At 54.3% G+C, this 19,074-nt stretch carries 18 protein-coding genes; 9 read left to right on the forward strand and 9 right to left on the reverse strand.

The genetic code is table 11. The features are described 5' to 3' along the window. Positions 1 to 132: 132 nt before the first annotated feature. Positions 133 to 1,527, forward strand: coding sequence for a 30S ribosomal protein S12 methylthiotransferase RimO (gene rimO, locus RJ38_RS11535; protein ID WP_039019027.1), 1,395 nt, complete (start codon positions 133 to 135; stop codon positions 1,525 to 1,527). Here the strand turns inward: rimO and RJ38_RS18895 are convergent. Further along, on the reverse strand, positions 1,411 to 2,466 hold the full coding sequence (locus RJ38_RS18895) for a hypothetical protein (RefSeq protein ID WP_156121846.1): 1,056 nt from the start codon (positions 2,464 to 2,466) through the stop codon (positions 1,411 to 1,413). The two genes, rimO and RJ38_RS18895, sit on opposite strands and share 117 nt — an antisense overlap. 129 nt (positions 2,467 to 2,595) lie before the next feature. Next, the gene (locus RJ38_RS11545; RefSeq protein ID WP_039019029.1) at positions 2,596 to 3,414 is read right to left on the reverse strand and encodes a sulfotransferase family protein; all 819 of its coding nucleotides are present in this window, start codon (positions 3,412 to 3,414) and stop codon (positions 2,596 to 2,598) included. Between the two features lie 147 nt (positions 3,415 to 3,561). Here RJ38_RS11545 and RJ38_RS11550 point away from each other — a divergent pair, with 147 nt between their 5' ends. The 4 genes from RJ38_RS11550 (at position 3,562) to RJ38_RS11565 (ending at position 6,472) form a co-directional block, all read left to right on the forward strand. After that, complete coding sequence (locus RJ38_RS11550; RefSeq protein WP_039019030.1) at positions 3,562 to 5,139, forward strand: DUF5928 domain-containing protein; 1,578 nt, start codon at positions 3,562 to 3,564, stop codon at positions 5,137 to 5,139. A gap of 11 nt (positions 5,140 to 5,150) precedes the next feature. Continuing rightward, positions 5,151 to 5,528 carry an HIT domain-containing protein gene (locus tag RJ38_RS11555; RefSeq protein ID WP_039019031.1) on the forward strand — a complete coding sequence of 126 codons (378 nt, stop codon included), beginning with the start codon at positions 5,151 to 5,153 and terminating at the stop codon, positions 5,526 to 5,528. Between the two features lie 66 nt (positions 5,529 to 5,594). Then, the gene (locus RJ38_RS11560) at positions 5,595 to 5,780 is read left to right on the forward strand and encodes a zinc-finger domain-containing protein (protein WP_039019032.1); all 186 of its coding nucleotides are present in this window, start codon (positions 5,595 to 5,597) and stop codon (positions 5,778 to 5,780) included. Positions 5,781 to 5,785: 5 nt separating this feature from the next. Next, a complete protein-coding gene (locus RJ38_RS11565) occupies positions 5,786 to 6,472 on the forward strand; it encodes a TIGR02117 family protein (protein ID WP_052245349.1) in 687 nt (228 codons plus the stop codon). On the opposite strand, the gene RJ38_RS11570 is transcribed toward RJ38_RS11565, so the two are convergent. Next, positions 6,466 to 7,008, reverse strand: coding sequence for a winged helix-turn-helix transcriptional regulator (locus RJ38_RS11570; protein ID WP_039019033.1), 543 nt, complete (start codon positions 7,006 to 7,008; stop codon positions 6,466 to 6,468). The two genes, RJ38_RS11565 and RJ38_RS11570, sit on opposite strands and share 7 nt — an antisense overlap. A 52-nt stretch (positions 7,009 to 7,060) precedes the next feature. Between RJ38_RS11570 and RJ38_RS11575 the strand changes: the two genes are divergently transcribed. Together RJ38_RS11575 and polA are read left to right on the forward strand one after the other, a co-directional pair. Further along, positions 7,061 to 7,435, forward strand: a complete 375-nt coding sequence (locus tag RJ38_RS11575) for a VOC family protein (protein WP_039019034.1) — start codon at positions 7,061 to 7,063, stop codon at positions 7,433 to 7,435. A gap of 102 nt (positions 7,436 to 7,537) precedes the next feature. Continuing rightward, positions 7,538 to 10,324: a DNA polymerase I gene (polA, locus tag RJ38_RS11580; protein WP_039019035.1), complete on the forward strand. Its 2,787-nt coding sequence runs from the start codon at positions 7,538 to 7,540 to the stop codon at positions 10,322 to 10,324. 15 nt (positions 10,325 to 10,339) lie between these two features. Here polA and RJ38_RS11585 read toward each other — a convergent pair whose 3' ends face one another. Then, on the reverse strand, positions 10,340 to 11,407 hold the full coding sequence (locus RJ38_RS11585; RefSeq protein WP_337588975.1) for an endonuclease/exonuclease/phosphatase family protein: 1,068 nt from the start codon (positions 11,405 to 11,407) through the stop codon (positions 10,340 to 10,342). 113 nt (positions 11,408 to 11,520) lie between these two features. Between RJ38_RS11585 and RJ38_RS11590 the strand changes: the two genes are divergently transcribed. Beyond that, a complete protein-coding gene (locus tag RJ38_RS11590) occupies positions 11,521 to 12,060 on the forward strand; it encodes an RNA polymerase sigma factor (RefSeq protein ID WP_039019037.1) in 540 nt (179 codons plus the stop codon). Further along, entirely contained in the window at positions 12,057 to 14,039 is a 1,983-nt protein-coding gene (locus RJ38_RS11595; protein WP_039019038.1) for a vWA domain-containing protein, read from the forward strand. Before RJ38_RS11590 ends, RJ38_RS11595 begins: the two co-directional genes overlap by 4 nt. 277 nt (positions 14,040 to 14,316) lie before the next feature. On the opposite strand, the gene RJ38_RS11600 is transcribed toward RJ38_RS11595, so the two are convergent. The 5 genes from RJ38_RS11600 to RJ38_RS11620 form a co-directional block, all read right to left on the reverse strand. Continuing rightward, on the reverse strand, positions 14,317 to 15,051 hold the full coding sequence (locus tag RJ38_RS11600) for a glutamine amidotransferase (RefSeq protein ID WP_039019084.1): 735 nt from the start codon (positions 15,049 to 15,051) through the stop codon (positions 14,317 to 14,319). A 144-nt stretch (positions 15,052 to 15,195) separates the two neighbouring features. Continuing rightward, on the reverse strand, positions 15,196 to 15,648 hold the full coding sequence (locus tag RJ38_RS11605; protein WP_039019039.1) for an Hsp20 family protein: 453 nt from the start codon (positions 15,646 to 15,648) through the stop codon (positions 15,196 to 15,198). Positions 15,649 to 15,796: 148 nt separating this feature from the next. Next, positions 15,797 to 16,630, reverse strand: coding sequence for a trypsin-like serine peptidase (locus tag RJ38_RS11610; protein ID WP_039019040.1), 834 nt, complete (start codon positions 16,628 to 16,630; stop codon positions 15,797 to 15,799). A 13-nt stretch (positions 16,631 to 16,643) separates the two neighbouring features. Continuing rightward, a complete protein-coding gene (gene glcF / locus RJ38_RS11615) occupies positions 16,644 to 17,987 on the reverse strand; it encodes a glycolate oxidase subunit GlcF (RefSeq protein ID WP_039019041.1) in 1,344 nt (447 codons plus the stop codon). 3 nt (positions 17,988 to 17,990) lie between these two features. Then, positions 17,991 to 19,067 (reverse strand): FAD-binding protein, encoded by a 1,077-nt coding sequence (locus RJ38_RS11620; protein WP_039019042.1) that lies wholly within the window; start codon positions 19,065 to 19,067, stop codon positions 17,991 to 17,993. Positions 19,068 to 19,074 lie beyond the last annotated feature (7 nt).

Raw genomic sequence — 19,074 nt, forward strand, 5'->3', positions numbered from 1 at the left:
GCCGCACCACAGGCAGCGCCGTCCCTTTCACACCCGGGCAGGCATCTCACTCTCACAACGCCAATGACTGAAAACACGGCTTAGAAACGCCTAATGCTTGCCCTACTGCCCCATCCCACCGTATAGGGACACATGACCAGCAATCCGCCAGATCTCCGCCCCGACCTCGCCCCGCAAATCCGCCTTGGTGACAACGCCGCCCGCAGTGGGCAGCCGCGCATTGGCATGGTTTCACTGGGCTGCCCAAAAGCCTTGGTCGACAGCGAGCGCATCCTGACGCGCCTGCGTGCGGAAGGCTATGCGATCAGCCCGGATTACACCGGCGCGGATGCGGTGATTGTGAACACTTGCGGGTTTCTGGATTCAGCCAAAGCCGAAAGCCTGGATGCGATTGGCGAGGCCTTAAACGAGAACGGCAAAGTCATCGTGACCGGCTGTCTTGGTGCGGAAGAAGATTACATCCGTGGCACCCACCCCAATGTTTTGGCAGTCACCGGGCCGCATCAATACGAACAGGTGCTGGATGCTGTGCATGGTGCTGTGCCGCCGTCCCCCGATCCCTTCGTTGATCTGCTGCCTGCATCTGGTGTCTCCCTGACACCGCGCCATTTCAGCTATCTCAAGATTTCCGAGGGCTGTAACCATCGTTGTAAATTCTGCATCATCCCCGATATGCGTGGCCGCCTGCAAAGCCGCCCGGCCCATGCGGTGATGCGCGAAGCCGAAAAGCTTGTGGATGCGGGCGTGCGCGAACTGCTGGTGATCAGCCAGGACACCTCTGCCTATGGTATGGATATCAAATTCGCCGAGGAACGCGGCCATCGCGCCCATATCCTAGATCTCGCCCGTGATCTTGGCTCGCTCGGCGCTTGGGTGCGGCTGCATTACGTCTACCCCTACCCGTTTGTGCGCGATCTCATGCCGCTCATGGCCGACCCCGCCAATGGCGTCTTGCCTTACCTTGATATCCCGTTCCAACATTCCCATCCGGACGTTCTGAAACGCATGGCGCGTCCCGGCATGGCGGAAAGCCTGGGCGAGATTGCGGCCTGGCGCGACACCTGCCCCGACATCACCCTGCGTTCGACTTTCATCGTCGGTTATCCCGGCGAGACCGAGGCCGAGTTCCAACATCTGCTGGATTGGATGGACGAGGCGCAATTGGATCGCGTCGGGTGTTTCAAATATGAAAACGTCGATGGCGCACGATCTAACGCCCTGCCCGATCACGTCGCGGAAGAGATCAAGCAAGACCGCTGGGACCGCTTCATGGTCAAGGCGCAGGCGATTTCCGAGGCGAAACTGGCCGCGAAAGTTGGTCGTGTGATGGATGTAATCGTCGATGATATTGACGACGACGGCATCGCCACCACCCGCACCATGTCTGATGCCCCCGAGATCGACGGCAACCTATTTATCGACGAGGGCACCGAGGGTGTGAAAGTCGGAGACATCGTCACCGTTGAGGTCGATGAGGCCGGAGAGTATGACTTGTGGGGAAATCTTACAAGTTTCTCCCATAAATGACTTCCCTATGTCCCCCAATTCGGGGGCTAGGACCAAACATCTACCATTAAATTTCATCTGCCAATTTCTGCATTCCAAAATCGGGTCACTAGCCGCCATACATTCCGTATAAACAGCGAGTATAAGTTCATCTAGATCTCGACGAAGCTTCATTGATGCGCGAGAAGACACCAGCCCGCCACCGGGTGCCGTATAGTACTGGCCATCCAATTCGATCGGAACATTTACGCCCTTTTTCACGAGCTGCGTTCTTTCCGCTTCTGAAACATTGCGTGACAGCCCATCGATTCCTTTTAACTCCCACCTATCTAGAATCTCTGGCGCTGCAGACTTTAATGCTCTCAACAAACTGTTTCGCATCGTAAAATCATGTTTCCCTATTTCCAAGAAAACTGCATCTCGTTCATCAATGTAGGCATACAGCACCTGATCCCCTCCGGCACGGCGGTTCACGGTTTCAAAAGCTCGCCCCAAATGAATATGTGCAATCCCGAAGTTCCAGAAAAGAAAATCTTTCCTGAACTCATTAATTTTGTCCGACTTAGTTAACTTTCTGCTCAAACGATCTGCAATGGAGTGCCCACGTTCCAAACAGGAAGCCACCTCGAGTAACACTGGCGAAAAATTCACCTGTGCTGCAATTCCATTGAAAACCCGTACCTTCCGAGGCACCGCAGAAAGTTTCACGCCCCTGAAGTGCATCCAGTCCAAAAACACGCGCTCCACAAGTGCTGCCTCTTGATCGGCACTCAAACCGTCAATGTTTTTAGGAAGCCTTTGATCCCAAGGGACATCTTTCTCATTCTGTCGCTGCCTATAAAGCTCAGCCTTCAAAAGGCGCTCAACATCTTGAAAGTCATTTGCGATAATTTTCTTAACGTCAGCGACAAAATATGAAAATACATTTTTGTCAGAAAAGCATTCGTCCAATTCTGTCACCTTTATTCAACGAACCTACATACATTTATCATAGTAATCTCCGACATCGGACTGCGCTTCATCGGGCACTCATCTGCCCATGCAACCGCACAGAAAAAGGGCGTGACAGTCCCCCGTCACGCCCTCAAATCACTCGCCGAGTTTGGCGTGGATCTCGTCCAGGTCGACTTCGCCGATGGGCATTTTATTTGAGGGGTCATCAAAGCTGTATTTGAACAGTTTGAAATCCCGGTGGTAGATTTCCCAGATCAAATGCATCGACAGGTCATCGAAATAATCCGCAACCGGATGGGCGCGTTTGGGGCCGTGGCCTTCGCTTTCGTTGAACCGTGGGATCGCGTTCAAATCAACCGTGTGTTTTGTCTCAATCGCGTCCAACACAGATTGCATGCCGTCGTTAAATCTCTCGGTGAAAAAGACATTATCGTAACGGCCGCCATTGGCGATATAGGTCGAGACATGGCCGGACATGGCGGACCAGTGAATATCCGGGTCCATTGGCCGACGCCACCGAATGGTGTCACGCACAAACAAAAGGAATCGCCGGAAGCTTTGGATTTGGTCAAACTCAAACCCGGTTTCCGGGTCGCCAACTTCAATGCCATATTTCTGGATCAGCAGCGGCACCAAATTGCCACGATAGCGCTTGCCGTTGCGCTGAATGCCACAAATTTTGTCAAAGAACGAGCTTAGAACCCGGGTGTAGGGATTGCGCACACAGGTGAACGCATAGGACTTGTGGCCTGCAACATTTGCTTCGATTTTTGGCTGGCTCGCATCAAGCGCCCATTTGTGAATGCCTTGTTTTGCATCATGAATATCGCCATCAAAAAATTCGCCGTGATCAGAGTAATACATCACCTGACCGATGGTCGAGCACGCACATTTCGGCACAACACGGTACACCACGCTCTCGCTTTCGGTCATCCAAGTTCCTGGGAACCCCATATTTAACTCGCCTCCTGATATACACTAAATGTACTTACTGTTATTTTGCAGCAATAGGCTATAAAAAAGCAAACAACTGTCGTTTATACAATGGCATAAATGTTTATTCCTGTATTCATGCCGTAACATGAGGTTTCCGTCACTACTATGCCGAAAATTGCTTTTATTCTGCTGTGTCACAAAGATCCTGATTCGATCATCCAACAAGCAGAGCGCCTGACCGAAACCGGCGATTATATCTCCATTCACTTTGACGCCCGGGCGAAAGCCGAACATTTTCAACGCATTAAAGATGCTTTGTCCGACAACCCTAATGTGGCCTACGCAAAAAAACGAATCAAATGCGGCTGGGGCGAATGGTCCCTCGTGCAGGCCACGCTTCACGCAGTCGAAGCCGCCGTCGATGCCTTTCCACGCGCGTCCCATTTCTACATGTTATCAGGGGATTGCATGGCGATTAAAACCGCCGAATACGCCCATGACTTCCTCGATGCCCATGACCGGGATTACATCGAAAGCTTTGATTACTTCGCCAGTGATTGGATCAAAACCGGCATGAAGGAAGAACGGCTGATTTACCGGCATTTCTTCAATGAACGTACGTCAAAAACCATGTTCTATGGGTCGTTCAACTTGCAGAAGAAGCTCGGTCTTACCCGGAAAGTGCCACAAGATCTGCGCATGATGATCGGCAGCCAATGGTGGTGCCTGCGGCGCAACACCATCGAAGAAATCCTACGTTTTGTGCGTCAAAACCCCGATGTGATCCGCTTTTTCCGCACCACATGGATCCCCGACGAGACATTCTTCCAAACGCTTGTACGTCACTTGATCCCAACCGAAGAAATTGAAGGGCGCACATTGACGTTTCTGATGTTCTCGGATTACGGGATGCCTGTGACATTTTACAATGACCACTATGACCTACTTCTAAGCCAAGGCTTTCTTTTCGCTCGCAAAATCAGTTCTGACGCCCATGAACTAAAAGATCGACTGGGTGAACTTTGGGCCACGGGGGATCAGGAATTCAAGATCTCAAATGAAGGGCGCAACCTGTTTCGTTTCTTAGCCCAGCGCGGGCGCATTGGTCGTCGCTTTGCACCCCGTTCTTGGGAAACCGAAAGTTCTCTGGGGCGTGATCGCACGCTTTATATCGTGACCTGCAAAAAATGGCATGTGGCCAAACGATTCGCCGCCGCCGTGCGCGCGCACACGGATTTGCCTGCGATTGACTATCTGTTCGACGAAGAAAACACGCCGCTTCCAGATCTTGGCGGCATTGAAGGGTCACTGGACAAGCGCACCCGTCACAGGCGTGCATTGACCCGGATCATCTTGGATTATTACCAATCCGATCGGATGATGATCTGTCTTGATCCTAAGAACCTTGATCTCATCCGAGATTTTTACACCGACCGTTCCAACACCCGCCTGCTTGAGCTTGAGTGCTCGTTTTCAGAAGACTATCTGGCGGGTCACGCCAAACGGGTTGGTCTTGCGGGCGACATGACGTCGGATGAAACCATCACCCGCCTTCTGCCCACAATTCGGCGTGACGTATTGCAAGAAAGCGATGAAATTCGCGACGCGTTGCTTGCCGATTTCTTCCGAATGCGCGAAGCAGGCACCGAAGAAGAAAACACCGTTGCGGTCGCCGATTTCTTGCATATCCCAGTGGACGCCGCCCGCAATATCGTCCGCGCCCCCCACCTGTTTGCGGACTGAGGAGACAGAAAATGCCATATATCTACGACGATCAGAACATCTTTGCGAAAATCTTGCGCGGAGAAATCCCAAACGACACCGTTTTTGAAAATGATCACGCCTTGGCCTTTCGCGACCTCTATGCGCAGGCCCCCGACCACGTTTTGGTGATCCCCAAGGGCCCATATGTTTGCTATGATCACTTCGCATCTGAGGCATCCGACGCCGAGATCATCGGCTTCACACGTGCAACAGCCGAGGTCTGCAAGCTGCTGGGACTGGCCGCCAATGAGGGCGACGGGTATCGCGTCATTTCCAATGCCGGTGAAAATGGCGTTCAGGAAGTCTTACACCTTCACGTGCATATTTTGGCGGGACGCCCTCTGGGACGCATGTTACAGAAGGCTTAACGCTTGGCGGCGATGACTTACGCTGCTATCACTACACTTAAATTAGGCAGAGCCGGGAATATACCGATGACCACCAAAGCACCAGAAACCGAGATCGTAAACACGTGGAAAGTTGCCTGTGATGGCGGCGAAAGCGCAGCCCTTGGGCACCCACGCGTTTGGCTGCAAATCCCTGCGGACACCGGTGTCGTGGAATGCGGATATTGCGACAAAAAAATCGTGCATGCCTCTATGGCTGACAAGGCGTCCTGAACACATTGCTAAAGCTCTTTCGATTTTCATTTCTGGGCACGCGCCTGGCACTGAAAATCGTATTTCTGTGGCTGTTTTTTGGCATGCTCGGCGGTTTGATCCCCACTGGCGATAAGACCCGTTACGCAGGCCAACAGATCGATGTCATGCTGGTTGGCGGTAAAATTCATTACGATATTTTGCTGCCCGCAAACATTCAAACACGTTCGGCCCTGCGCTTCACCCGTGACGCGGGCATTCCCACCGATCATCCTGGTGTGAAATGGTTCCTTGTCGGTTGGGGGGCGGAACAGTTTTACACCTCGGCGGGCGACTACACAGATGTCAAAGCAGGTGATGTTCTGCGCGCCATTACAGGTGACGATTCCGTCTTGCGTGTGGATGCATTGGGCGAGCTTCGACCTGATATTGACGCCCATACAATTTCGCTGAGTTCCGTACAATATAACGCGCTTTTGGCCTCTATCACCGAAAGCTTTTCGCGCGACGGCTTTGGCCGCCCTCAGGTCTTGGATCACCCTGGCTTCACGCAAACCGACCGTTTCTTTCACGCCATTGGGCGGTTCAGCGCTTTGCGAACTTGTAATGTCTGGCTGGGCGAACAACTGCGCGCCGCAGGTCTGCGTTTCGGCGTTTGGACACCAACAACCTGGTCGTTTGAACTGTCCCTGAAAGAACACCAAACTCACTGAAACAGCACGGTCGCCCCGACAATTCTGCTTATCGTTTCACCCGTGTTTGCGGGCTGATACACCGGGCGCAACGGGCGGGCCTGCACATCAACGCAACGATGCACCCATGCACGATCTTCAAGGGTTTTTAACGATTGTGACAATGCCCGATCCGTAATCCGGGGCAAGCGCCGCTGGATCATTGAGAACTGACCGGACGATTGCAACGCCGCCAAGACAGGCAATGTCCAGGACCGCCGCAACAAGCCTTGATCCCCCTCCTCCGCGTGGCTGTACACGTTGTATGCCAGCTCGGCGGCTGCTTGCCCTGTTGTGGTCAAGCGGAACTCGGGTCGCAATGGATGGCCATGGCCGGGATTGCGTTCCAAAAGCTCTAGTTGAATGAGATGTTCCATGCTTTGCGCAAAGGCCGTGCGCCCAGCGCCAGTTGCCGCCAACAGCGGGGCTTGCCGCCCTGCGACACCATCGTGCAGCTTCGCCAGGATCGGCAAAGTCCAGGCACGCGTCGTGATGTTGACAAATTGATTTATGTACATAAAGTATAGTTACTATATATTATATCACATGAAAAGCATAAAGGATCCCTCCATGTCACTTGTTACACCCGACGACCAAATCACGCTTGCACTGACTGTCTCTGACCGCCACGCCAGCGCCACATGGTACGAAGAAAAGCTAGGCTTTAAGCTTCGATTTCATGGGGATGAGATGGGTTGGTCCGAGATGTCGACCAACACCCCGGGTGTCGTGCTTGGCTTCGGTGAACACACAAAGCCCGAACCTGGCAACTGCGTGCCTGTCTTTGGGGTAAGCGATCTTGATGCTGCGCGCGAAACACTGGCTGCAGCTGGGGTAAACTTCGACGGTGAAACCCAAGTTATTGACGGCATGGTGAAGCTCGCAACACTTTATGACCCAGATAACAACGCCCTGATGTTGGCTGAGCGGCTTTCAGGGCGCTAAACCCAACCCTGCGATAGAATTTCGCATTCCATCCGCGCACGGGCTAGCCCCCGGGCGCGGAACATGGCATGAACAGGCAAACGCGTAAACGGGAGTGTTAACATGTCATTTGGCGAAGGCTGTCACCTGCATCTGATCGATGGTTCGGCATTTATTTTCCGGGCCTATCACGCGCTTCCCCCGCTGACACGCAAGTCCGACGGTCTGCCCATTGGCGCGGTTTCTGGGTTCTGCAACATGTTGATGAAGGTTGTGGAAGACAGCACCGGCCATGATGCACCAACCCATGTCGCCGTGATTTTCGACCACAAAGGCAAGACATTCCGCGACGATATTTACGACAAATACAAAGCGAACCGGCCCCCGGCCCCCGAAGATCTGCGCCCGCAATTCCCCCTAACCCGCGACGCGACCCGCGCCTTTAACATCGCCTGCGTCGAGGTCGAAGGCTTTGAGGCAGACGACATCATCGCAACACTTGCGCGCCAGGGTCGCGAAGCCGGTGGTCGTGTGTCGATTATCAGTTCGGACAAAGACCTAATGCAGCTTGTTGGCGGCGGTGTTGAGATGGTCGACCCGATGAAAAACAAGCGCATCGATTCTGAGGGCGTTGAAGAAAAGTTCGGCGTGGGCCCCGACCGTGTGGTCGACGTGCAAGCGCTTGCGGGCGATAGCGTGGATAACGTGCCTGGTGCGCCTGGCATTGGCATCAAAACCGCCGCCCTTTTGATCAATGAATATGGCGATCTGGAAACTTTGCTGGAACGCGCGGGCGAAATCAAGCAACCCAAACGCCGTGCCAGCCTGATTGACAATGCAGACCTGATCCGCATCTCTAAACGCCTGGTTGAGCTGGATCAGCACATGGATTTGGACGTGGGTTTTGATGATTTTGAACTGCGCGCCCCTGTTGCGGATGACCTGCTGGGCTTTTTGGCCGAGATGGAATTGCGCACCCTGTCCGGGCGCATTGCAAAGAAACTTGGCGTCGAAGCCCCTGTTGTGGCAGAGACGACCAGCGCACCGGATGCACCGCAAGCCATTGAATTTAAGCCTGAAACCTATGAATGGGTGAAAGACGCGACAGCCTTGCAAGGCTGGATTAACCAAATATACACACGTGGCTGGGTCGCGGTGGACACAGAAACCACGGGCCTGAATGAGATGATCGTCGACCTTGTCGGCATCTCGCTCTGTGTTGAGGCGGGCAAAGCCTGTTACATCCCATTGGCCCACCGGGCGGATGCGGGCGAAGATCTATTTGCGACCGAAGACATGGCCCAAGGGCAGATGGATCTCCAGGCCGCAATTGATATGTTAAAGCCGATGCTGGAAGATCCTGCCATCGTGAAAATCGGCCAAAATATGAAATATGACGCCAAGATTTTCAAACGTTACGGCGTTTCTGTTGCGCCTATTGATGACACGATGTTGATGTCATATGCGCTGCATGGCGGGCTGCACAATCACGGCATGGATACCCTGTCTGAACGTTATCTGGATCACAAACCGATCCCTATCAAGTCATTGCTGGGCACGGGCAAATCTGCGATCACCTTTGACAAAGTCCCCGTTGATGACGCCGTGAAATACGCGGCCGAGGACGCCGATATCACCCTGCGCCTGTGGCAAATGTTCAAGCCAAAATTGCATGCGCAACAGGTCACGAAAGTATACGAGAAACTGGAACGGCCCCTTGTGCCCGTGCTTGCGGAAATGGAAATGCACGGCATCAAGGTCGATCGCGATGCGCTGTCACGCATGTCCAATGCTTTTGCCCAGAAAATGGCAGGGCTTGAGGCCGAGATCTATGAATTGGCTGGGCGGAATTTCAACGTCGGATCGCCAAAACAACTGGGCGAAATCCTGTTTGACGAAATGGGCATTGAGGGCGGCAAAAAAGGCAAAACCGGTGCTTATGCAACCGGGGCAGATGTGCTGGAAGACCTTGCAACGGAACATGAATTGCCTGGTCGTGTGCTTGATTGGCGTCAACTTTCAAAGCTTAAGTCGACCTACACAGATGCGCTGCAAGACCACATCAACCCCGACACGGGCCGCGTGCACACAAGCTATTCGATTGCGGGTGCGTCGACCGGGCGCCTGGCCTCGACCGACCCGAATTTGCAGAATATTCCGGTCCGAACTGAAGAAGGCCGCCGCATTCGTGAAGCCTTCATTGCTGAACCCGGAAAAACCCTAATCAGCCTTGATTACAGCCAAATTGAGCTGCGTATTTTGGCCGATATGGCAGGTATTGATGCGTTGAAAGACGCGTTTCACAAGGGCCATGACATCCACGCCATGACCGCCAGTGAAATGTTCAACGTGCCGCTGGAAGGCATGGATCCGATGATCCGCCGTCAGGCCAAGGCGATCAACTTTGGTGTGATTTACGGGATCTCTGGCTTTGGCCTGGCGCGCAACCTGCGCATCCCCCGCAAAGAAGCCCAGGGCTTTATTGACCGCTATTTTGAACGCTTCCCTGGCATCCGCACCTATATGGATGAGACCGTGGAATTCGCGAAAGAACACGGGTACGTGCAGACGTTGTTTGGGCGCAAAGTGCACACGCCTGGTATCGCCGAAAAAGGCCCCCGTGCTGGGTTTGGCAAACGTGCTGCGATCAACGCGCCGATCCAAGGCACCGCCGCCGACGTCATCCGACGCGCGATGATCCGTATGCCCGATGCGATCCAGGGGATGCCCGCGAAAATGCTGTTGCAGGTCCATGATGAATTGATCTTTGAGGTCGAAGACAGCGCAGTGGACGAGGTGACCGAAATCGTGCGCCACGTGATGGAAACCGCCGCAGACCCGGCGGTAAAACTGTCGGTACCGCTGGTTGTGGATGCGGGCAAAGGTGCGAATTGGGCCGAAGCGCATTAAGCGCCAGCCCAGACCTTACACCGCATCAACCAATTGAATAACCACGGGAAAATGGTCTGAATAGCCGTCCAAATTTACTTTGGTGGCGTCCCCTTTGGGCAGGCCAAACCGAATGGGGCCTTCGCTGGTTTTATGGCTGACCATCGAAGGGATAAAGAACGGCTTGGCCGTGCCATCAGCCACTTTGAAACCCGCTGCCCCGCCATCCAACATGGGACGTGACGCCAAGATCTGATCAAACACATTCCCATTTCCGGCATAATAAAGCGTGCCGTTCAACTGCCGGTCTTTGCCACGATGATCCTGCGCTTGCCAGATCAGGTACTCCCATGAAAAATTGTAGAACTTCGCTGATTGTGCCCGTTCCACATCGCCGTGCTCGCGGGTGGAATTGGCGTTAAATCGCAGGGACGGATCAAAAGGATCGTCGTTGAAATCACCCAGCGCCAGGACACAAGACCGGTCCTTGTCGCGCGCTTCTTCGCGGATGCGGCTGTGCCAATACCCAAGCGTCTCGCCTGCCGTCGCGCGAAATCCAGCACTTTTTTCTGCACCGCCGGATCGGGACGGCCAATGGTTCGCCAGCAGGATCAACTCTTGGCCATCACCCGTTGCAAATGTCGCTTGCAAAATATCGCGCGTGCCCGTGCGGCGGATAACAAAATGGTTAAACACAGTGGATGGGTCAACAGAATAACGGTCGCGATCATAGATAAACGCCGTATCGATCCCACGTAAATCATGAAGGTTATCCGCATGAACGATGTCATACACGCGCCCGGTGGATGCTGACAAAAGCACCAGAAGGTCTTCCAGAACAAAGCGATCTTCCACTTCACACATGCCCAGAATATCAGGGCCATTCCCCGCGTTCATCTGGCTGATCACCGCGTCCAATTGTTCCAGTTTGCGCCGATACATCGCTTGCGTCCAACCGGTTAAGTCACCAGCCATTTTACGCGCCACCCACGGAATCCTGGGTGGGTGATCTTCCGGACCAAATAGATTCTCTACGTTCCAAAATCCGACAAAGTGTTGTGCCATAACAAAAACCTCCAAAAATATGGTCAAACTATACCACATTTGACGGCATGCTCAAAATCGCAGCCTTTGCGATCGCATTTGGCGCATCAGAAAAAACTTTCCCCTGTACCAAGGATTGACCTTTGGGGCGCGTCATACTTTATGAAATGCGTATGAGTGTCGATGATCAAAACCTTGCACTGGCTGCGGCTGGTGGTGATGGGAAAGCCTTTGGGGTTTTGCTGCGGCGTCATTACGACCGCCTGTTTGGCCTGTGTTTTCGCCTGACCGGCAGCAAGGCCGACGCCGAAGACCTGACTCAGGATATTTGCGCCGCCCTGCCTGCCAAGCTTGCCTCGTTCAAGGGGGATGCAAAATTCACGACCTGGCTGTACCGGGTTGCCGTGAATGCCGCCCATGATCGCCGTCGCCGCCAGCAAACCCACGCCCGCCATGCCGATGGTTGGGGCGATTGGGAGGTGAACCGTCAGGAAACCATCCGTGAGGAAGCCGAGGCGCGCGATTGGCTGTCTGAGGCCATGACATCCCTGCCCCAGGATTTGCGTGATACATTGGCGTTAACCATGGATCAGGACATGACCCAAGCCCAGGCCGCCGATGTGCTTGGCGTGACGGAGGGCACCGTGAGTTGGCGCATCTCGGAAGTGAAAAAACGCCTAAAAGCCCTGCATGAAAAGGAGGCCACATTGTGAGCAATGACTTTGATCTCGATAAGCTGACGTCGGCGCTGCAGGCGGCCACCCCCAAAGCTGACGCTAGCAAACGTGACGCAAATATCGCGCTTGCGGAAAAGAATTTTGAAAAACTTCACGCCGCCCGCCAGGGAACTGCGGCTGAGACACGTCCTATTTCTGAACGCCCCGAAACACCGGGCCTTATTTCAGGAGTACGTGAGATGTTTAAGAAACTTTCCACCAAAGGCGCATTGGCCGCCACCACCAGTGTCGCAACCCTTGGCGTGGCATTGATTGTGGTGCTGCCGAATTTAAGTGTGGATGACGCAAGGATGGCAGCGAAAGTCGACCCGGCCCTACTGTCCGTTCCCGTCGCCTCTGAGCCCGTTGCAACCGTTGAGACCCTTGAGGCCCAGCCCGCCATGGAAATGGCGGATGAAATCGTGGCTGCACCTCAACGTCGAACTGGCGGCGTCACCCTGTCCGGCGAGGCTGAGATCGCTTTTTCAGAAAACGCCTCAGGCGATGCGCAGTTTCACCATGATCTTTCCATTCCACAGCAACGCTTGAGTTTCCCAGGTGACATCATGCCTCTGCCCGAAAGCAACACTGAAACCTTCGCAAACGAAGCCCCAAATCCGCTGAAAATCACATCAGAGGAGCCGGTTTCGACGTTTTCGATTGATGTGGATACCGCCTCCTATGCGATTGTGCGGTCGTCCCTGACGCAGGGATATTTGCCACCTGCCGAGGCCGTGCGCGCCGAGGAAATGATCAATTATTTCCCCTATGCCTACACGCCGCCTGCAGGTGATCAGCCCTTCGCCACCACAGTGACGGTGACCGATACGCCTTGGAACGAAGGCACGCAACTTGTGCATATCGGCATTCAGGGTGAGCTGCCCGTGATGGATGAACGCCCCCCGCTGAACTTGGTGTTTCTGATCGATACATCCGGGTCCATGAGCGACCCTGATAAGCTGCCTTTGCTTGTGCAAAGCTTCCGCCTGATGCTGTCGGAACTGCGCCCCGAGGATTCCGTGGCGATTGTCACCTATGCGGGCAGCGCCGGGCAGGTTTTGGCCCCCACCCCGGCCAGCGAGAAAACCGTCATTATGAACGCATTGACCAACCTAAGCGCGGGCGGATCAACGGCGGGACAAGCCGGGTTGCAGCAGGCTTACCAATTGGCCGAAACCATGGCGGAAGACGGCGAGATTTCCCGTGTGATCTTGGCCACTGACGGCGATTTCAACGTCGGCCTGTCGAACCCCGAAGCCCTAAAAGATTACATTGCGGACAAACGTGACAGCGGCACATATCTGTCGGTTCTGGGCTTTGGGCGTGGCAACCTTGATGATGCGACCATGCAGGCGCTTGCGCAAAACGGCAATGGCACCGCGTCTTATATCGACACGCTGCAAGAAGCACAAAAAGTGCTGGTGGATCAACTGTCTGGCGCGCTTTTCCCGATTGCCAATGACGTCAAGATCCAGATGGAATTCAACCCCGACGTAGTCGCCGAATATCGCCTTATCGGCTATGAAACCCGCGCGTTGAAACGTGAAGATTTCAACAATGACACTGTGGATGCAGGCGAAATCGGTGCGGGGCATCGGGTGACTGCGATTTATGAAATCACCCCGGTAGGATCGGATGCGGTTCTGAATGATCCGTTGCGCTATGGAACAGACACCACGCCTACAGGTCATGGCGAGGTCGGGTATCTACGCCTGCGCTATAAGAACCCCGGAGAAGACGTCAGCAATTTAATTGAAACCCCCGTGATGACAGGCGCGTCTGAGGCCGGATCGGAAGCCAGCTTTGCCATCGCCATCGCCGGATTTGCGCAGCTGTTGCAAGGGTCGGATTATCTTGGGAAATGGGATTACCCCCAGGCGATCAAGCTTGCGAATGCCCATAAGGGTGCGGATGAATTTGGCTATCGTGCCGAGGCCATACGCCTGATGCGCTTGGCCCAAAGCCTAGCGCAATAATCGCAATTTTAGTCACGCGAAAGAGCCGCATGGGTCATATGCCCGTGCGGTTTTATGTAATTGTCTGTTCATCTTGGGATCTGCTGGGCCAATTAAGAAGAGCGGCGCCGCCATCCGGAAAAACTACTTTGGGCGTCTTCGCCCCGTGCATTGAACGGTTCATTGCGGTCCCTGGAGTGTTTTACGTTCCAATCAGGACTGTTTCCGTAGGATGCGGACCGGTTGGCCCGCTGTGTCATGACCTGGATAAAGATGCAGGCAAATGGTTTCGATTTTGTCAGTCGAGCGTACGGTAGCGGTCAACAAAGCGGCGCAGGATCTTTTCGGGCACGGTGACATCCGCAGCGCGGCACATTTGGATCAGGCGTTCCGCATCTTCTGGCGGGAAATATCCTTTGTGTTTGTAGATACTTATCCGATTTTCAAAGCCCTGTGCGTCGGCTTCTGGGTGGAATTGCGTGGCGTAAACATTCTGACCAAAACGCACCATTTGATACCGGCAGGTCGGGGATGTGACCAATTGCACCGCACCTTCTGGCAATTCTTGCAGGGCTTCTTTATGGCCTACAAACGCCTGCCAACTGCCTGATATTCCGTCCAATAAGGGATCGTCCGCAACCACTTCGCAATTGGCGGTTCCAGCAACTTCGCCCCATTTTTCCTTGCTGACGCTTGCCCCAAGGCTGTGCCCCAAAATGCCGATCCCATAGCAACAGCCCATGAAGGGAAAGTCGCGTTTGGTGATCTCGGGCATCAGGGCCAAACAGGCCTGTTCGATCTTTGCATCCATATCGCTTTTCTGATCCGGGTCGTCCGAAACACAGCCCGGCCCACCGCCCACGATCACACCGGAATAATCCGATAAATCAATACCCTGTGGGATGTCTTCCTGATCCAAGCGAATGCGATGCACCTCGCCCATAGACAGGTTGCCAAATTCCAAAAACGCCGCAAATTCATCGTCCGCCGCTTCGGTTTCTGGGCGGAGTTGCAGGATCAGAAAGGGTTTCATCGGTGTGGTCATTTGGGCGTGCTCCATTTTGACCTTTTTGACGGTCTTGCACCCAAATTGCAATCAAACAGCAAAAAGGCGCACCCGAAGGCGCGCCTTGATGTGAACACACGGGAATGCGTTCGGGGAGGAACTTTTTGGTCCTTATTCAGCCGCCTGCAAAGCGGGCTGATGTAGGGACGCGATTTCAATACGCCGCGGCTTCAGGGCCTCGGGCACTTCACGGGCAAGTTCGATATGCAACATACCGTTTTCATGGCTTGCCCCTTGAACGCGCACGTGATCAGCGAGCTGAAAGCGACGTTCAAACGCGCGGTTGGCGATGCCACGGTGCAGCCAGGTTTTATCGCCATCTTCTGGCGCTTTGCGGGCGGAAACGATCAGGGCGTTTTCACGCACTTCAACGTTCAATTCATCTTCAGAGAACCCGGCGACCGCCAGCGAAATGCGGTAAGCGTCGTCATCGGTTTTCTCGATATTATAGGGTGGATATGTCGGCTGTGCGCCATCTTTGCTAAGCACGCGATCCATCATGTCAGCGACTTGGTCAAAACCAACAGAAGCACGGTACAGCGGGGAAAGATCAAAAGTTCTCATGGGGTTACCCTTTCATAGCGATAACATAAGCGGCCCTCCGAATGGACGGACCATGTGATACCGAACCCAATATGGCGTTCGGTTGATAATGACATATGATGGATTTTTTCGGTTTCAACCCCTGGGCAGATTCTTGGCGATATCCGACCTATGGCCTTAAGAATTTCGCCCCCGTTCCAGGCGCCTGCGCACCCGGCCCGATCCGCAAAAGACCAGGATTTTCCCGCGTGTCTGGTTCCGCCTGTGCATTGATGGCTGCCAGCAAGTCTTCAATGCGGTCGTCAAGAACTGCCGAAATTGAAACCCTCTGGTTCATGAATTCACCCACCGCAGAGACAACCGATACGATCCGTGTCGTGCCATCGTCCATGCGAAACACCGGCGCGCCTGATGACCCGGCATCGACAGAACAAGTCAAAACCAACACCATTTCATCACGCGCTTCGACTTTACAGGCGGCTTCCAACGCCGGGCTTTCAGCACGGTCATGGGCATAGGACACAACGCCCACCTCATCCCCTCGCCCTGGGCTTTGCCCCAAAAGAAAGGGTGTCACAGAGCGATTGTGAATGGGCCGATCAAGTTGCAATACGGCGATGTCATGTTGGATTTGTTCACGATTGGGATCCATGCGATCATAGTCGGGTAATATTTCAATGCGCCGCGCACGCCGCACCGCAGACGCCCGCCCCTGTCGAAAATCTGCCAGAAATTCAATATCTTGCGGTAAGAACTGTTCCCGACTGTTGGGATCAAACATGCAATGGGCCGCGGTCAGAACCAGGTCATCAGCGATCAATGCGCCCGAACACATGATGCCCCCCGCAATATTCAGACGCCCCACGCCGCTCCATCCGGTTATGTCCTGGCCCGTCAGCAATTGATGCGGATGAACTTCCGGTTCTTGGGCCATCGCCCCGCCAATGCCTAACATGCCGAACACGCCGATAAGCCCAATAAGGTTTTGGGGGAACAAACGCATTATATCCTTACGATTACCGGAAAAGTGGCACCTGTGGTTCCGCCGCCCCTTTGGTTTGTGCTTGGCTGATGGACGGTGGAATTGGCCCTCCGGTCGCCCAATCAAGCAGTTCCACCGTATGCGCAACGGGCACCTGTGCACCAGAGCCGATTTGCATCATGCAGCCAATGTTGCCCGCAGAAATGACTTCAGGGTTAATTTCTGCCAAAGTTTCCAGTTTACGCGCCTTAAGTTGCCCTGAAATTTCCGGCTGCATCAGGTTATAAGTGCCCGCAGATCCACAGCATAAATGCGCATCACGCGGTTCAGCCACGGTAAAACCCGCGTGTTTCAAAAGCACCTTGGGATAGGTCTTAATCTGCTGCCCATGTTGCAGTGAACAGGCCGCGTGATATCCGACTTTCATGCCATGGGCGGGATGGTCATCCGCCATAGGGGTGAGGTCCAATTTCATAAGAATTTCAGATACATCCACCGCCAACGTTGAGACCCGCATAGCCTTATCAGCAAGGCCGGTATTGCGAAACATATGGCCGTAATCTTTTACCGTTGTGCCGCAGCCAGAGGTATTGATCACAATCGCATCTAAAGGTGATTTTTGATCCTCACACAGGAAGGCATCGATGTTATTTGCGGCGGCTTTGTGACTGTCGGCTTCGCGTCCCATATGATGGGTCAGCGCACCACAACACCCTTGTTTATCGGCAATCACGACCTCACAACCCAGGCGGCGCAGCAGCCGAATGGTCGCGTCATTGATGTCCGTGTTCAACGCCTTTTGCGCACAGCCCGTCATCAGGGCGACGCGCATTTTACGCGCTGCTTGAGGGGCAAACACTTGCGGGTCGTCATTACGACTGACGGGCGGGATGTGTCTTGGCGCCATATCCAACATGGCCTTTAAGCGTGGGTCCGGCAGAAAACGTGCAAGCGGTCGCATGATTTTCGCCCCCAACAACGCCAGGCGGAAACGCTTGGGATAGGGCAAGATCATCGCGAGCACCCGGCGCAAGATGCGTTCCATTAGGGGGCGTTTGTAATTTTCCTCAATATAGGCGCGGGCGTGGTCGATCAGATGCATGTAATGCACGCCCGATGGGCAAGTCGTCATGCAGGCCAGACAGGACAGACAGCGGTCTATATGTTTGACGGTTTTCGCATCTGGCTTGCGCTCGTTTTCCAGCATATCCTTGATCAGATAAATCCGCCCACGCGGGCTGTCCAGTTCATCCCCAAGCACTTGATATGTCGGACAAGTTGCCGTGCAAAACCCACAATGCACACAGGCGCGCAGGATCTCATTGGCGCGTTCTGTAGTCGGGTTCTCAAGCTGTTTTTCTGTGAAAAATGTCTGCATGATTTATCCCATCAATCCCGAGTTCAAAACCCCGCGCGGGTCAAATCGTGCGCGTAACCCTAACTGTAACTTGGCCAAGGCCGCAGGTTGCGGTTGGAAACGTTCAGCACCCGTGCCACGCACCAGTTGCGCATCACATGTCAGCCCCTTCAGCTGGTCGCGCATATCCCCTTCTGGATATTCAAACCAGATCTCTCCGCCTGCCATATCCATCAGGGCCTTACCCCCCTGCAAACGCGCCAAGGCGTCCGGTGCATCGGTTGGTTTCAGTCGCAAACGCCAGAGATTTTCAGCCCCGTTCGCAAACATGCCTAGATCACGCAGATCGGCCCAGGTGGTGCGGCTGTCCGCGTCCCGGCTTGCGATTTCCACGCCTGTCAATTCCGCCAGTTTTCCGGCGCGATATGTCACGGAGGCCTCAAATCCCTCAATCCGCAGCAACGTGTCACCACCGGGGATATGAACCGCGCCGGTCACCTCAAAAGGCGACCCTAAGGCGCGCGCCATCATCGCTTGCGCCTGCATCGGTGTCTGGCCCGAAATCGCCAATGTCGCCTCAGTCTCGGGACGTGGCAGCACCTTCAAAGCAACCTCGGACATGACCCCAAGCGTGCCGTGACTGCCCGCCATGAGTTTCACCAGATCATAGCCGGTGACATTCTTCATCACGCGCCCGCCGTTTTTCACGATCTCCCCCGCACCGGTCACAAAGCGCACGCCCAGCAGGTGATCGGCGCATGACCCAAGTGCAATTCGGGCAGGTCCTGCACTGTTTGTCGCGACAATCCCGCCCAAAGTCGTCTCACCCGCTGTGCCCAAAAGCCCATTCAGGCGGCGGGGCTCAAAGGCCAAGCGTTGCCCTTCTTTCGCCAAAAGCGCTTCAACTTCAGCCAATGGCGTGCCCGCCCCTGCCACAAGTGTCAGCGCGCCTGGATCATATAGGGAGACACCAGAAAGCCCTGTGGTTTCAATCACATCACCCGCGCAAGACAGGCCGCGCGTTCCGCCGCCTTGAATGCACAGCGGCCCATCAGCGGCCCGGATCATCTCTGAAAGTTCTACTTCACCTGTTGGTTTCATCTTTTCA

Source organism: Halocynthiibacter namhaensis, from assembly GCF_000812685.1.
Classification (GTDB): Bacteria; Pseudomonadota; Alphaproteobacteria; order Rhodobacterales; family Rhodobacteraceae; genus Halocynthiibacter; species Halocynthiibacter namhaensis.